At 70.5% G+C, this 14,891-nt stretch carries 10 protein-coding genes; all 10 read left to right on the top strand.

The window, feature by feature from the left end:
• Window positions 1-130 precede the first annotated feature (130 nt).
• The 10 genes from NS4_RS06270 to NS4_RS06225 all read left to right on the top strand — a co-directional run bounded on the left by NS4_RS06270 (window position 131) and on the right by NS4_RS06225 (window position 14,858).
• Window positions 131-1,303 carry a sensor histidine kinase gene (locus NS4_RS06270; RefSeq protein ID WP_157105916.1) on the top strand — a complete coding sequence of 391 codons (1,173 nt, stop codon included), beginning with the start codon at window positions 131-133 and terminating at the stop codon, window positions 1,301-1,303.
• Window positions 1,300-1,968: a response regulator transcription factor gene (locus NS4_RS06265; RefSeq protein ID WP_063058539.1), complete on the top strand. Its 669-nt coding sequence runs from the start codon at window positions 1,300-1,302 to the stop codon at window positions 1,966-1,968. The genes NS4_RS06270 and NS4_RS06265 overlap by 4 nt, the downstream gene beginning before the upstream one ends.
• Window positions 1,969-2,386: 418 nt before the next feature.
• The gene (locus tag NS4_RS06260; protein WP_063058538.1) at window positions 2,387-2,605 is read left to right on the top strand and encodes a ferredoxin; all 219 of its coding nucleotides are present in this window, start codon (window positions 2,387-2,389) and stop codon (window positions 2,603-2,605) included.
• A complete protein-coding gene (locus tag NS4_RS06255) occupies window positions 2,602-3,993 on the top strand; it encodes an NAD(P)/FAD-dependent oxidoreductase (protein ID WP_063058537.1) in 1,392 nt (463 codons plus the stop codon). Before NS4_RS06260 ends, NS4_RS06255 begins: the two co-directional genes overlap by 4 nt.
• A 14-nt stretch (window positions 3,994-4,007) precedes the next feature.
• A complete protein-coding gene (locus tag NS4_RS06250) occupies window positions 4,008-5,309 on the top strand; it encodes a cytochrome P450 (protein ID WP_063058536.1) in 1,302 nt (433 codons plus the stop codon).
• A 148-nt stretch (window positions 5,310-5,457) separates the two neighbouring features.
• Window positions 5,458-10,173 carry a cation-translocating P-type ATPase gene (locus tag NS4_RS06245; protein WP_063058535.1) on the top strand — a complete coding sequence of 1,572 codons (4,716 nt, stop codon included), beginning with the start codon at window positions 5,458-5,460 and terminating at the stop codon, window positions 10,171-10,173.
• Window positions 10,174-10,257: 84 nt separating this feature from the next.
• Window positions 10,258-10,644 (top strand): hypothetical protein, encoded by a 387-nt coding sequence (locus NS4_RS06240; RefSeq protein WP_063058534.1) that lies wholly within the window; start codon window positions 10,258-10,260, stop codon window positions 10,642-10,644.
• Between the two features lie 806 nt (window positions 10,645-11,450).
• On the top strand, window positions 11,451-12,671 hold the full coding sequence (locus tag NS4_RS06235) for a cytochrome P450 family protein (RefSeq protein ID WP_169811731.1): 1,221 nt from the start codon (window positions 11,451-11,453) through the stop codon (window positions 12,669-12,671).
• A gap of 67 nt (window positions 12,672-12,738) precedes the next feature.
• Window positions 12,739-13,683 (top strand): AraC family transcriptional regulator, encoded by a 945-nt coding sequence (locus NS4_RS06230; protein ID WP_169811730.1) that lies wholly within the window; start codon window positions 12,739-12,741, stop codon window positions 13,681-13,683.
• Between the two features lie 269 nt (window positions 13,684-13,952).
• Window positions 13,953-14,858 carry a class I SAM-dependent methyltransferase gene (locus NS4_RS06225; protein ID WP_063058531.1) on the top strand — a complete coding sequence of 302 codons (906 nt, stop codon included), beginning with the start codon at window positions 13,953-13,955 and terminating at the stop codon, window positions 14,856-14,858.
• Window positions 14,859-14,891: the final 33 nt, after the last annotated feature.

Raw genomic sequence — 14,891 nt, 5'->3', positions numbered from 1 at the left:
GGCCCCGGGCATCCGTCCGGGCGCTCGACTCATCTCGCGTTCCCGCGACAGCCGGGTACGTCGAGAGGCGACAGGCGTTGTCGCCTCCGGACCCATGCGGCGCTCGGCCGGGTCTTCGTAGGATCGTGTCATGAGGGTCTGGGCCGACTTTCGTGGCGACACTGTGCGGCGGTGGTCGCACGACGCCCTGCTCGGGGCCGCTGTCGCGGGCGCGCTCGCATTGGTGATCTCGCTCGGCCGCGACGGTTACCGGACTCCGGAGGCGCCGGCGTATCTGTTCGCGATCGCTTTCGGCGCCCTCATGCTAGTGCGCCGCCGCGCTCCGCACACCATGCTGGTCGCCACGGTGCTCGGCACTTTCGGCTACTACACCCTCGACTATCCGCCGATCGGCGTGGCGGTGCCGCTGGTCGCCGCGCTCTTCGCCACGGCCGACGCGGGTTCGGCGTGGTGGGCCGGGGTGGCCGGGACGCTGGTCTTCGCTGTCGCACTGGCCTTCCGCATCCACGAGGGCGAATCCGCGGCGTACCTGATCGGGTACGAAGGTGTGGCGAACGCGGCCCTCATCATGACCGCGATCGCGCTCGGCTGTGCCGTGCGCTCACGACGGGACCGGCTGGCGCAGCAGGCGGAGATCATGCGGTTGCTCGCGGAACAGTCTGCGCGGCAGACCGAATCGCGCATCCGGGACGAACGGACCGACCTGTCGCGGGATCTGCACGATTCGGTCGGTCACGCGATGTCGGTGATTTCGCTGCAGGCCGGGGTGGCCGCCGAGGCCGTGGGCCACGACGACGAAGCGGCGCGGCTGGCGATCGGCCATATCGCGGATACGAGCAGGCAATCGCTGCGCGATGTCGGGTCGATGGTCCGGCTGCTGCGCGGCGAAGAGGAGGGGCCGGCGCGCGTGCTGTCGCTGGCCGAGGTACCCGATCTGATCCGGACCGCCCGCGACGTGGGTATCGATACGAAGTGCGTACTTCCGGCGGTGCCGGACCGGCTGCCGCCACAGCTCGACGCGACCGCGTATCGCGTGGTGCAGGAGGCGCTCACCAATGTGATCTGCCACGCCCGGGCCACGCGGGCCGATGTCGCTGTCGAAATCGAAGATGCCGTACTGCGGGTCACGATCAGGGACAACGGCACAGTCGCGGCAGAGGCACCGGCCGGCGGCGGCCGCGGTCACGGGCTGGCCGGAATGCGGGAACGGGTACGGCTGCTCGGCGGTACCCTCACCGCCGGTCCGGACACCGACTCCGGCTTCTGTGTCGAGGCCCGCATCCCGATCGAGGTGAGCCGATGATCCGCGTGGTGGTCGTCGACGATCAGGAACTCGTACGCACCGGTCTACGGGCGCTGGCCGAACGGGACGGCGATATCGGCATCGTCGCCGAGGCGGCGACGGGCACGGACGGAGTGGCCGCGGTGCGCCACCACCGGCCCGATGTGGTGCTGATGGATATCCGAATGCCCGTATCGGACGGCATCCGGGCCACCCGGCAGATCGCCGCCGATACCGCGCTGCACGGTGTGCGAGTGGTGATGCTGACGACCTTCGACGAGGACGACAATATCGTCGCGGCGATCCGGGCGGGCGCCGTCGGCTATCTGCTCAAGGATATCGGTCCCGCCGAACTGCGCGCCGCGATCCGCACCGTTGCCGCCGGTGACTCACTGCTCTCCCCGTCGATCACCCGCACCCTCGTCGACCGTGTGGCCCGGGATCTCGGCGCGACCCGTCCCGAGCTCATCGCCGGGCTGACCGAACGGGAACGAGAGGTACTCGCGCGCGTCGGTATGGGGGAGAGCAACAGCGAGATCGGTGCGAGTCTGCATCTGAGCCCGGCCACGGCCCGCACCTATGTGAGCCGTCTGCTGGCGGCGCTGGGCGCCCGGGATCGCGCACAGCTCGTCGTCCTCGCCTACGAGTCCGGGCTGCTCACCCCCGGAAAGTATCCGGCCCGCTGAACCGGCGAGCTCCGGTACCGGCCGGTCGCCGCCCACGTCGCGAGGGCTACGCCACCAGCGCTCGGCCGGCTCCTCGTCGCAGCGGCGTCGCGGGTGGTCCGGCCCGCCGCCGCGCCGTCGCGTGTTGTCTCCTTCCCGCATCACCGCGGTGTGCACCTGCGATCGGGACAACTGGAAAGGCGGCATCGAACAGCGCGGTGTGTGGGAGACTGTAGACAGCGGGTGGTTGCCGGTCGGCGGATCGACAGGGCCGCGGTATCGGGTGTTCGAACGCTCGGTGAGGTGTCCATCCGGCACTGATATTCGGGCGTGACCGTCCACCGGACGTGCACGTCGTTTCGGCGGGCGTGCGCATTTCCTACCGCCCGCGGCGTTTCCGAGGGCCATATCGGGACACGGCTCGGATGAGAGCTCGATCATGCGCATCGTCGTCGACCTGAACCGGTGCCAGGGGTACGCGCAATGTGTTCCGCTGGCGCCGGAGGTATTCGAACTGCTGGGTGAAGAGGCGCTGTCCTACGATCCCAACCCGGATGACGCGCAGCGTCTCCGCGTACTGCGGGCGGCCGCGGCGTGCCCGGTACAGGCGATCCTGGTGGAAAGCTACACCCCCGGCGGGCAGGGGCCGGCGCCGTGAGCGCCGCGTCGCTGGTCACCGACCTGGTCAGGGCGTTTCGGGCCGAGGGTCGCATTGTGATCGTGGGGGCCTCACTGGCCGGGCTCCGCGCCGCGGAGGCTTTGCGGGAGCGAGGTTTCCGCGGGCCGTTGACCCTCATCGGTGACGAACCGCACCAGCCCTACGACCGGCCGCCGTTGTCCAAACAAGTCCTCGGGGGCCGGGTCCGCGCCGATCACACCGAACTGCCCCGGATGCGTGCTGTCGATGCCGACTGGCGGCTGGGTGTGGCCGCGACCGGCCTGGACCGGGTGAACCGGCAGGTCCTGCTGGCCACCGGAGACACGGTGCCCTACGACCGGCTGCTGATCGCCACCGGCGTCCGGGCACGGCCTTGGCCGGACCCGGACGAGGGCGCGCTGCAGGGGGTATTCACCCTGCGCACTTGCGATGACGCGGCCCGATTACAGGCGGCGTTGCGTGAGGGCCCGAAGCGGGTGCTCGTCGTCGGCTCGGGATTCGTCGGCTCGGAGATCGCCTCGGTGTGCTGTGCGCTGGGGCTTCCGGTGACCGTCACCGAACGCGGCGGCGGCCCGCTGGCCGGACCGCTGGGCGGGGTCGTCGCCGATATCACCGGGCGGATGCAGCGCGACGCAGGCGTCGACCTCCGTACCGGAGTATCGGTGCAGGCGCTGGACGGCGACGCCGACGGGCAGGTGCGCTGTGCCCGGCTGTCGGACGGGACCACGGTGGAAGCCGATGTGGTGGTGGCGTCGCTGGGGTCGATCCGCAATGTCGAATGGCTGGCGGGGGCCCGGTTGGCCGCCGGTTTCTGGGGAGTCGGTTGCGACGCGGGCTGTCGGGCCTTCGATATCAACGGGGTGGTGACCGACAACATCTTCGTCGCCGGGGACGTCGCGCGCCAGCCACATGTTTTGTACGAGTACCAGTTCATCTCGATGGAACACTGGGACAACGCCGTGTGCGGCGCACAGGTCGCGGCGAACAATATGCTCAGCCTCGAGACCGAGCGGCGACCGCATCTGCCGCTGCCCTCATACTGGTCGGCCCAATTCGGAGTCAACATCAAGGGAGTCGGGGTGTGCTCCTTCGCCGATGAGATCGTGTTCACCCAGGGTTGTCCCGGCGACTATCGTTTCGCCGCGGTCTACGGCCACCGGGGCCGGACCGTCGGGGCGGTGACCTTCGATCACGGTAAGTGGCTGCAGTACTACGCGGCGATGATCGAACGCTCAGCGCCCTTCCCGCCGCCGGCACCGGGCTACGACCGGGCCTCCGACCCGATCCCGGTACCGGCCCGCTTCCCCGATCCGCGCGTGCCGACCGAAATCCCCGATGTGGTGCTGACCGGCCACGACCCCACCTCCCGGTGCGCCGAGTTCCATTGACCAAGGGAGCAGGCATGACTGCCGCAACTGCCTGGGCAGAGGCGATGAGATACGAACACCGCGCCGACCCGTATCCGTTTTTCGACCAACTGCGCCGGACCCCGGTCGCGCGAGTGGCCGACGATCAGTACGTGGTGACCGGCTATTGGGAAGTGCTGGCCCTGGCGCACGACCCCAGGGTCAGCTCCGATATCTCCCGCAGCCCCCTGGGCGCTGCCCTCGCGGCGGGCCCCGGTCCGGAGCCCGGCGCCCGGGACGAGCCGGCGTACGACCAGGTACCGAGCATCATCGTGACCGATCCCCCCGAGCACGGTCGGGCGCGCCGCCAGGTGATGCGCCACTTCGGGCCACCGCACGCACCCGATGTCATCCCGGGCGCGGAACCCGGCATCGTCGGGCTGTGCAACGAACTGCTCGACGGTATCGCCGCCGGTGGCCGGACCCGGCTGGACGTGGTCGACGACTACGCCTACCCGGTGCCGGTGACGGTGATCTGCGAGATCCTCGGGATCCCGATCGCCGACGAGCCCACCTTCCATGTCTGGATCCACGACATGCTGACCGGTACGGATCTGGGTCCGGACGCATCCACCGCCGAAGGCAGAATTCGCGCCGAAAAGGCGCGCGCCGGCCGTGTCGCGCTCACGCGATATCTGACCGATCTGATCGAGCGCATGCGGCGCGAGCCCCGGCCGGGTCTGTTGTCCGCGATGATCCACGACGACGGCCCCGGCGGTCCCATGCCCATCGAGCGGGTGTTGTCCAACGCGAGGTTGCTGCTCGTCGCCGGCCACGACTCGACGGTCAACACGATCTCCAACTGTGTGCTGACCCTGCTGCGCAATCCGGGGGCCTACGAGCGTGTACGCAGCCGGCCGGAGCTGATCCCGCGCGCGATCGAAGAGGTCCAGCGGTTACAGGCGGCCGTGCAGTTCTTCCCCAGCCGCAGCACCACCGCCGATATCGATATCGCCGGCATCACCATCCCGAAGGGGGCCGCGGTGCACCTGGTCTACGCTGCCGCCAACCGCGACCCGGCCCGCTTCGCCGACCCGGACCGCTTCGATATGCAACGCCCCGACAACGAGCACTTCGGTTGGGGCAGCGGCATCCACACCTGTATCGGCGGTCCGCTCGCCCGACTCGAGGTCAACCTCGCACTGGAAACTCTCGTACGCCGCATGGTCGCTCCCGGCCTGGTCGTCGATCCGCCGCCATACCGGCGCAGCCAGATCTTCCGCGGACCCCGGCACCTGCTCGTCCACTTCGACCACATCACCGACCGGAACGGTTCGGGGCCGCGGCCCGGGGGGTGAGACGACTCGGCGCCGATCAGTGATCCGCGCGCTGTGCGCACAGTTGGGTTCCGATACCGCAACGTGCGGCGCGCGCCACCTGGACGGCCCTTTCCCCCGCCTACACTCGCCCGAATGCATCGACCGATCACTCGGGAAGCCTGAGCGCATGCGGGGAATCGATCTCGGTGGGTTCGCGCGGCTCGCGGCAGGGGCGATGGCGTCGACCGTCCGTATCGGATCCGCTACGGCGCTGGTCGCGCCGGCGCTCGTGGGTCCGGCGGTCGGGCCGGTCCGCGATTGGGCCCGCGTGGTACTCGGCGGTCCACCGCGCGGTGGCACGGACGAGGCGGGTGTCGCGCCGGTGTGGGCGTCCGGACGCAGACTGCACATCGATCTCGACCGGGTCCTGCCGGGGGCGAACGGCGCCGAGGACGCCGCGGAGCTCGAACGGCTCGTCGCCGCCGGGCCCGGTGTCGTGTCCGCGCACGTCGAGGACATACTCGGGCGATTGGTGATCGAACTGGCGGAGGCCGCTGATCCGGACGAGATCCGCCGGATGATCCGCCCCGCCACCGGCCTGCCGAGTGCCGGGCAGGAGCCGAGAGCGCAATACCGCGGGCCGGCAACCGATCCCGGGGACCCCATGGCGGTCGCCGTTCCGGTGGTGGCCGCGGTGGCCGATGTCCTGGCGATCGGTACCTCGGTGATCGGATGGCTGGGCCGGTTTCCCCGGGCGCCGCGGGCCGCCCGGGCCGCCGCGGCGGTGATCAACCATCAGCCGCGGATCGTCGCACTGCTGGAGTCCAAGCTCGGACGAGCCGGCACCGATCTGCTGACGACCATGTTCTCCGCCACCGCGCACGGGCTCGGTCTGGCGCCCGCCGCGCCACTGCTGGATCTCGTCGCGCGAACCGCCCAGATCTCCGAGGCGCTGGCGCGCCGGCGGGCCTGGTGCGAGCGTGAACCCGGGCTCGCGGCCGCCACCCGGCCGCGCGGCCCGGCTCCCGCCGCGCTCTTCGCGGCGGAGCAGGCCGGCGCGGATCTCCGCCCCGCGGCCGAGGACACGGTCGCCACCGGGGCGACCGGCCCGGTCGAGGAGTACGCCGATCAAGCCGCGAACGGATCGCTCGTGGCGGCCGCGGGCACCCTGCTCGGGGGCGGTACGGCCGACGATATCGCCGATACGCTGCTGGCCGGCATTCCGAAGGCGGCGCATATGGGCCGGGAGGCCTACGCTCTCGTGCTCGGCCGGGGATTGGCCAAGGCGGGCTCATTGGTGCTGGACCCGGGGGTGCTGCGTCGACTCGACCAGGTCCGGGTGGTTGTCATCGACGGCGCGGCACTGCGTGGCGAAACCAGGGCCGTGCTCGAGGTCGAGGTCTCGGCGCCGGGGTGGCGACGGGGACGGATCTTCGAGATCGCCGATGCCCTGCTGCACGGTGAGCATATCCCCGCGTCCGCCGACGAGACCGGTTTCGACACCGCCGGCCTGCGGTGGCACGAACCTGCGGGTTCCACGGTGCCGGGGACCGACCGTGCCGACCTGCTGGCCGACGGCGCGGTGGTCGCCACCGTGACGATCGGGTGGGAGCTCGACCCCTGCGCCGTTCCGCTGATCGAGACCGCCCGGCGTACCGGTGCGCGGGTGGTGCTGCGCAATGTGGCCGGCACCGAGGAACTGGGCGCCTCCGTCACCGCCGCCTACGACCCGGGTACCGGTCTGCTCGACCTCGTCCGGGAACTGCGTGCCGACCGTGGCCCGGTGCTGCTGATCTCGTCGTTGCATCCGGACGCCGACGCGGTGGATACCCTGGCCGCCCTGGCGCTCGCCGATATCGGCGTCGCCGTCGACGATCGCGCGGCAGCGGCACCGTGGACCGCCGACCTCGTCACCGGCGCGGACCTCGCCGACGCTGTCCGGGTGCTCGCGGCGGTCGTGGCCGCGCGCCCGGCGGTCGACACCGCGGTGCGCCTGGCCAAGGCGGGTAGCACTCTGGCGGGCCTGCTCGTGGTGACCGGGGAAACCGGCCGGCGGAGCCGGCTCGGGCCGGGACGGTGGCTGGCTCCGGTCGACGCCGCGGGTGCGACCGCCTGGATCCTGTGCGGGCTGGCCGCGCAGCGGGTGGTGCGGTCACCGGACCCGCCCCCGCAACCGCTCACCCCCTGGCACGCACTCGATCCCGCGATCGTGTACGCGCGAGTCCTCCGTGGCCGTCGGGCACCGATTCCGAACCCCGCGCCGGGTTGGCGCCGGAGGGTCTCCGTCCTGTCGCACAGCGTGGTGGGCGAACGACTGCGCGTCCCCACAGCACTGCTGGGCCGGCTGGCCGGGGCGGCACGCCGGGAACTGAGCGATCCGCTCACTCCGGTCCTCGCCATCGGGGCCGCGGCCGCCGCGATCCTGGGCAGCAATGTGGATGCGCTGCTGGTCGCGGGCGTGATGAGCGTCAACGCGCTGGTCAGCGGTATCCAGCGGCTACGCGCCGAGGACGCCGCGGCGGCCCTGTTCGCCGAACAGGAACAGGCCGTCCGCCGGGTCGTCGTTCCGAAAGCGGCCACGGAGAACCGATTGGAAGCGGCGCGGACCTCCGACCGGTTCAGTGTCGTCCCCGCGACCCGGCTGCGGCCCGGTGATGTTCTCGAGCTGCGGGCGCCGGATGTGGTGCCGGCCGATGCCCGGCTGCTGGTCGCCGACGATCTCGAGGTCGACGAGTCGTCGATGACCGGCGAGTCGGTGCCGGTGCTCAAACATGTCGAACCGGTGGCAGGCCACGCCGCGGAACGCGCCAGCATGCTGTTCCAGGGCAGCACGATAGTCGCCGGGCGGGCCCGCGCGATCGTCGTGGCCACCGGTCCGGCCACGGTGGCCAATCGCGCGATCTCCACGGTGTCCGGCGTGGCACCGGCGACCGGGGTCCAGGGCAGGCTGCGCGATCTCACCGGCCGGGTGCTGCCGCTCACGCTGGCCGGCGGCGCGGTGGTCACCGGTTTGTCGCTGGTGCGTCGTGGACCGCTGCGCCGGGCGGTGGCCGACGGGGTGGCAATCGCGGTGGCAGCCGTTCCGGAAGGGCTACCGCTGGTGGCGACCATGGCCCAGCTGGCAGCCGCCCGCCGGTTGTCGAAACTGGGGGTGCTGGTCCGGGCGCCCCGGGCACTGGAGGCCATCGGCCGGGTCGACACCGTCTGCTTCGACAAGACGGGCACGTTGACACTGAACCGGCTCGCCGTCGTGACGGCGGTGCCACCGGATTTCTTGCCGGGTGCCGGCTATCCGGAGATCACCGACCCGGCGGCGGCCGCGGTGGTGCGGGCCGCCGGGCGGGCGTGCCCCCGTCCGCACACGGGGGAGGGGCATACCCATGCCACGGACGAGGCAGTCCTCACCGCGGCCGCCCGCTTGCCGGAGAACGGTCCCGAGCCGACCGTGATCGCGGAGCTGCCCTTCGAATCGTGCCGCGGCTACGCGGCGGCCGTCATCGTCGATGGCGACGGCGGACCGGGCACCTCGGCCCGGTTGGTGCTCAAGGGCGCCCCGGAGGTGATCGTGCCACGCTGCCGGTTCGACAGCGGATCCTCCGGCCGGGACGCAGCGGATGCGCTCGTCCACCACCTGGCGGATCAGGGCCTGCGGGTGCTCGCCGTCGCCGAGTGCGAACTCGACTCGATCGGGAACGGGACGCGTTTCGATCAGGACCGGATCGAGGAACTGGCGACCGATCTGACCATCGCGGGGTACGTCGGTCTCGCCGATACCGTCCGCGATTCGGCGCGCCCCCTCCTGCAGCAGTTGGCCACCGCTCACTGCGCCGTCGCGCTGATCACCGGGGATCACCCCGTCACCGCCCGCGCCATCGCACGCCAACTCGGTTTCCCGGCCGACGCCCGGGTCGTCACCGGCGCCGAACTGGCCGCCGCAGACGAGAACGGCCGCGCCGAACTGGCGGCCTCGGCGCAGGTTTTCGCGCGGGTCGGCCCGGAGCAGAAGGTGCAGGTGATCGCGGCCCTGCAACAGTGCGGGCGGGTGGTCGCCATGGTCGGCGACGGCGCCAACGACGCCGCCGCGATCCGGATGGCCGATGCCGGTATCGGGGTGACCGGGCGCGGTTCCTCGCCCGCCCGCGAGGCCGCCGATATGGTTCTGACCGGCGAGAACCTCACCGCCCTGCTCGACGCTCTCGTCGAAGGCCGCAATATGTGGATCGGTGTCCGCGATGCCCTGACCCTGTTGCTCGGCGGCAATGCGGGCGAAGTGGTGTTCACCATCCTCGGCACCGCACTCGGCCGCGGCGGCGCCCCGGTCAGTACCCGGCAACTCCTGCTGGTCAACCTGCTCACGGATATGTTCCCGGCGCTCGCCATCGCTGTGTCACCGCCGAGTCCCGCGGCCGCGGCGGGGACGGCCGCGTCCGGTACGGGCTATCCGGATGCGGTTCTGTCCACACCCGCTCCTTCGCTCGGCCGCCCATTGGTCGAGGCGATAGTCCGTCGTGGTGCGGCGACCGCCGCCGCGGCGACCGCCGCGTGGGCGATCGGTCGATGGACGCCGGGTACCCGGCGGCGGTCCGCGACCATGGGGTTGACGGCACTGGTCGGCGCCCAACTCGCCCAGACGCTGGTACTGCGGCACGATGATCCGCTTGTGGTGGCCACGGCGGTCGGTAGTGCGGCCGTGCTCGTGGCCGTCGTCGAGATACCCGGCGTCAGCCAGTTCTTCGGGTGCACGCCGCTGGGGCCGGTGGCCTGGGCCGGTGTGCTCACGGCGGTCACCGCCGCCACCGCGATGGTCGTGCTCTCCCCGGCGTGGTTCGCCCGGCGCACCGAGGAGTTGATCGATCGTGTCGATCGGTTGCCTTCCGCCCCACCGGAGCGCGATCATCGATGACGTTCACGCTCGCTGTCACACCTCTCCGGCGCGCGCCGGGGAGGCCGGAACCGGTAGTTCTCGACGACGAGAGGATCGTGTCCCGTGCCCTCACAAGGTAAAACGAACAGTACCGGCCGGGCCGCCGCGGCCGACGCCGGCGGATCGACCAGCGAGAAGACCTCCGGGTCCCGGGAGAAACCGCCCGGGCAGCCCACCACCGAGGCCGCACCCGCGGCCACACTGGCCCTGCCCTTCTTCGACGCAAAGGTCGCGATTCCCGGCCAGGGCATCAAGATGAAGGCGGGGCCGGTCGAGCTGTCCCTGCCCACCCGCTATCTCTACTACGGCGGGCTCGGTGCGCTCACCATCGCGGGAGCGGTCGAGTGGCCCATCGCCGGTGCGCTCGCGGCGACCGGATTCATCGTCGGCCGTTTGCGGAAACCCGCCTCGCGGCCCGAGACCGTGGGCGCCGGCGCGGCCGCGACATAGCGGCGACCCGCGTGGCGCGCCACGTCGAGTCTTCCGCGAGGTCACCGCGGCGGTGCCGGGCGTCCCGGTGTCGGTGCCGGCCGATATCTCCGCCGGGGTCGAGCCGGTCGTGATCACCGAACGGCACCGATCCATCGGTACGGCAGAGTTGTCGAGGAAACGGCACTTCGTGCCTCATGCCTTGTCGAGGCGTGGAAAAAGCACCTCCTGGGCGATCAGGTGCAGGGCGGCCGCGACGGGGATGGCCACCAACGCGCCGACCAGTCCGAGCAGTGCCCCGCCGATCAGGACCGCGAGCAGCGTGCTCAGGGGGGACCTTCACCGACCTCCCTATGATCTCGAGGACGAGTAGGCAGCGGCCGTCCTCGCTCGCGTCCGGTACGCGACGCGGGCTCTATCAGCAGTAGCTCGACACGGTCGACCGCGGCCACATGTGGAGCATAGAGCCGCACTACATCGCCGAACAGGGTCGGTCCCGCGATGATCTCCCGGCCGGGAGACCGCTCGTCCGGCCGGTGACGGCGTCCTGACCGGCCCCGGACCGAACCCTCGGCCGGACGAGGCGGTGGGTGGTAACGGCCGGGAGCCGGTGCTCGCACAGCCGGTGGCGCGCTCACTCGTGTTCCGTTGCGGGTAGCCGGCCCGGCCCGGGCGGTATCCATCTCGGCGGCAGGTATTTCGGGTTATCGACCACCTTCTTCGGGTTCGGGGCACAGTCGGGCCGCGCGGTCGTCGGCCGGGGCGCCGGAGCGCGATACTCCTCGGCGAGTATCCGGTGACCTCCGGGCCTGTCGAAAGGAATGCACGTGTCGACCACACTTCCCGCTTTCCCCGCTGCGAACGAGAATCCGCTCGAGACGTGCCGTCGGTTGCGCGAGACCGCGCCCGTCGTCGAGGTCGAATTCCCCGGCGGCGTACCCGGCTACCTGGCGCTGACCTACGCGGCCGTACGCGAAGTCCTCGCCGGTGACAACACCACGTTCGCCCGGGATCCCAAGCATTGGCCCGCCCTGCACAACGGAGCGATTCCCCAGGACTGGCCGTTGCGCGCGGTGGTCCAGGGCGAACATCTGTCCACCAAGGACGGCGGTGACCATCGCCGGCTGCGCGGTTTGATCGGTAAGGCGTTCACGCCGGGCCGGGTGCTGGCGCTGGAGCCGCGGATCCAGGCGATCATCGATGAACTCCTCGACGGGGTGATCGCCGCCGGCGACGGGGTCGATCTGGTGCCCGCCTTCACCGAAGCGCTGCCGATGGCGGTGATCTGCGAACTGTTCGGTGTCCCCGAACAGGATCGCGGCCGTTTGCGTGGCTGGACGGCAACTCTGCTGGCGCACAACAGTTCTCCGGAGGAGGCCTTCGCGGCGCAGAACGGGCTGCAGGCCTATCTGTACGACCTGGTCGAGCGCAAGGAGCGGGAACCGGGGACCGATCTCACCTCGGGTCTGGTACAGGCGCGGGAGCGCGACGACAGGCTCACCACCGAGGAGTTGGTGGCGGTCCTGTGGATCATGCTCGTCGCAGGTCACGAGACCACCGTTCACATGCTGGGGTATGCGATTCTCGCGCTGGCCCGGGATCCCGAGCAGCTCCGCCTGGCGAAAGCGGGTGATCGGTGGGCCGATGTCGTGGAAGAGACAGTGCGCTACCGCCATTCGGTGATGATGACCAGTTGGCGGTTCACCCTGACAGATGTGACCATTGCGGGTGTGGCGATTCCGAAGGGCAACGCGGTGGGCGTGGTGTACCAGGCGTGCGGAATCGATCCCGCGGAGTACGGCGAAACGGCCGACCGGTTCGATATCACCCGTGCCCAGCGGGCCGGGCATCTGGGCTTCGGGCATGGTCCGCGCTACTGCATCGGTGCGGGGCTCGCCCGGCTCGAGGGGCGGCTGGCGCTGGCATCGCTGTATCGGCGGCTGCCGGATCTGCGACTCGCCATCGACCCGGACGAGGTACCCTACACCCCATCGTTTTTCACCATCGGGCCGCTGTCCATACCGGTCTCGCTCGGCGAGCCGCGGTGACCGCAGCCCACCGGCCGGCCGGTCCCGCCGGAGCATTGTCGAGGACGGGACTGTGGAGTTCTACAGTGTGACTGCGCGGAGTTCGGCATCGTGGACCACCATCGCCGACAACCTGATGCCGATGGACCACGAGTACCACGAACCCGACCGGTGGAGCGCGACGATGTCGGTGCAGGAGAGCGCCGGCTACCGGCTACTGCGCTGGGATCAACGCGGGTCGCGGACCTCGAGCCGGACCCGGCCACATATCCGCCGGGTCGCGGGCGACGATTTCTACTGGGTCGTCGTTCCCGAGCAAGGAACCTACACGGTCCGGTACCGAGACGGCAGTGTCACCGGTGCCGGTCCCGGTCGGGGCGCCGTCACCATACTCGATACGGTGTGTCATCTCCACATCCCGCGATCGTCCGCCTACGCGTTCCAGGTGTCGCGCGAGGAAATAGAAGACCGCACAGGTTCTTTCGTGACGCGCAACGCGGAGCTCGATATGTCCTCGGGGCTCGGCCGGATCACCCGGACGCTCATCCGCAGCACCCACGCGGAGCAGGCGGCGCTGTCGGAGGGCGAGTTCGACGCGGTGTGCCGTCGTATCGGGGAACTGCTGTGCATGCTGTCGGTCGGTGAGGTGAGCCCGCAGCGGGGCCAGCACGGTGAGGTGACCGAACAGGTGCGGCGATATGTGCGCACCCATATCGGCCACCGGGACGTCCGACTGCCCGCCGTCGCCGCGGCGCTGGGTTGGTCGCCCCGCCAGGTGCGCGCCATCCTGGCCCGCAGTGGGATCACCTTCCGTGATCTGCGGCGCGAAGAGGCCCTGCGTGCCGCGTGCTCGTTCCTCTCGGATCCCGCCTGCTCCGAGGTGCCGATCGGTGATCTGGCCGCCCGGTGCGGGTTCAACGCCTCGTGGTTCTCCACCGCGTTCAAAGAGGCGACGGGAGAGACGCCGCGGGAGTACCGGCAGCGCCGGCGCGGCGAACTCACCGCGCGGGCCGTCGGCGACAAGGGTCGATGATCGTCTGCTGTCCTGGAGCTATCCAGCGCCCCGCGGGCCGGGCATCGCGCCCGGCCCCGAACAGCGCGCGACGTTCCTGGCCGGGGCGTGCCGGGCCACGCCGTCGTATTCCCGGCCGGACGGCCGGACCTCCTTTCCGGACGTAGAATCGTCGGTGGCCGGTCTCATCCGCCCGCGGTTCCGCTTCGGGCCCGCGGCAGAAATGATGTGCTCTTCTCGCGCGTAATTCGTCGTGTCCGTATCCACCGATTCGATCGGGAGGTTTCGTCGTGCGCACCGAAGGAGATAGGTGGGATATCGTCACCGGTGTAGGGCTCACCGCGTTGGGGGTGGCGACATTCCGAGCGCTGGAATCGGCTCTGCCGGATCCGCTCATTCGCGACGATTACGCGGAATTGTTCGTCCGCGCCGCCGGTGAGCCACACTTCCTGGACATACTGGCGGATCCGCCGACCCTTGCCGGTGCCCCGCTCGTACCGGGATTCATGGGGTTGCGGACCAAATTCTTCGACGATTTCTTCCTGTCGGCCGCCGAGAGCGGAATCGCACAGGTGGTGATACTCGCCGCCGGGTTGGACGCACGAGCCTATCGGCTCGAGTGGCCCCCTCGAACCGTGGTCTACGAGATCGATCAACCCGAAGTGCTCGAGTTCAAGAACCGGGTGCTGGCCGAACACGGGGCGATACCGCGCGCCGAACGCCGTACGGTGGCCGTGGACCTGCGCGCCGACTGGCCGGCCGCGCTGACGGCAGCCGGAGCGGATCCCGCCGCGCCCACGGCATGGTCGGCCGAAGGGCTGCTGCCGTACCTGCCCGGGGCGGCTCAGGACGCACTGTTCACGCATATCGGTGGACTGAGCGCGGCCGGTAGCCGGATCGCGGTGGAGAGCGTCCCTGCCGGGTCGGCGAGCGGCAATTTCGCCCGCATCGAAACGAAGTATCTCGACAAGAATCCGTTCGGCGATATCGACCCGGCCGAACTGTTCTACTCCGACGACAGGGCCGACCCGCAACAGTGGCTGAGCGGGCACGGCTGGTCGGTGCAGGCCGCGGCACCCGCCGATCTGGCCGCCACCTATGGTCTGGTGCTTCCCGATCTCCCCGAAGAGCTCGAGCAGCACTTGGAACAACCGCGGTACCTTTCCGCAGTGTGGAACGGGGCGCGGCCGGTGTAGTGGGGGTGCCGGCCGCGCATAGGCCGGCGGTGC

Source organism: Nocardia sienata NBRC 100364, assembly GCF_001613205.1.
GTDB classification, from domain to species: Bacteria; Actinomycetota; Actinomycetes; order Mycobacteriales; family Mycobacteriaceae; genus Nocardia; species Nocardia sienata.
Note: the sequence above shows the minus strand (reverse complement) of the source record. Positions and strands in the feature narration are given on the sequence as shown.

Coding starts and splice junctions, on each gene's coding strand:
- NS4_RS06260 (WP_063058538.1), top strand. CDS start 2,387: ATGCGCATCGTCGTCGACCTGAACCGGTGCCAGGGGTACGCGCAATGT.
- NS4_RS06245 (WP_063058535.1), top strand. CDS start 5,458: ATGCGGGGAATCGATCTCGGTGGGTTCGCGCGGCTCGCGGCAGGGGCG.
- NS4_RS06265 (WP_063058539.1), top strand. CDS start 1,300: ATGATCCGCGTGGTGGTCGTCGACGATCAGGAACTCGTACGCACCGGT.
- NS4_RS06250 (WP_063058536.1), top strand. CDS start 4,008: ATGACTGCCGCAACTGCCTGGGCAGAGGCGATGAGATACGAACACCGC.
- NS4_RS06270 (WP_157105916.1), top strand. CDS start 131: ATGAGGGTCTGGGCCGACTTTCGTGGCGACACTGTGCGGCGGTGGTCG.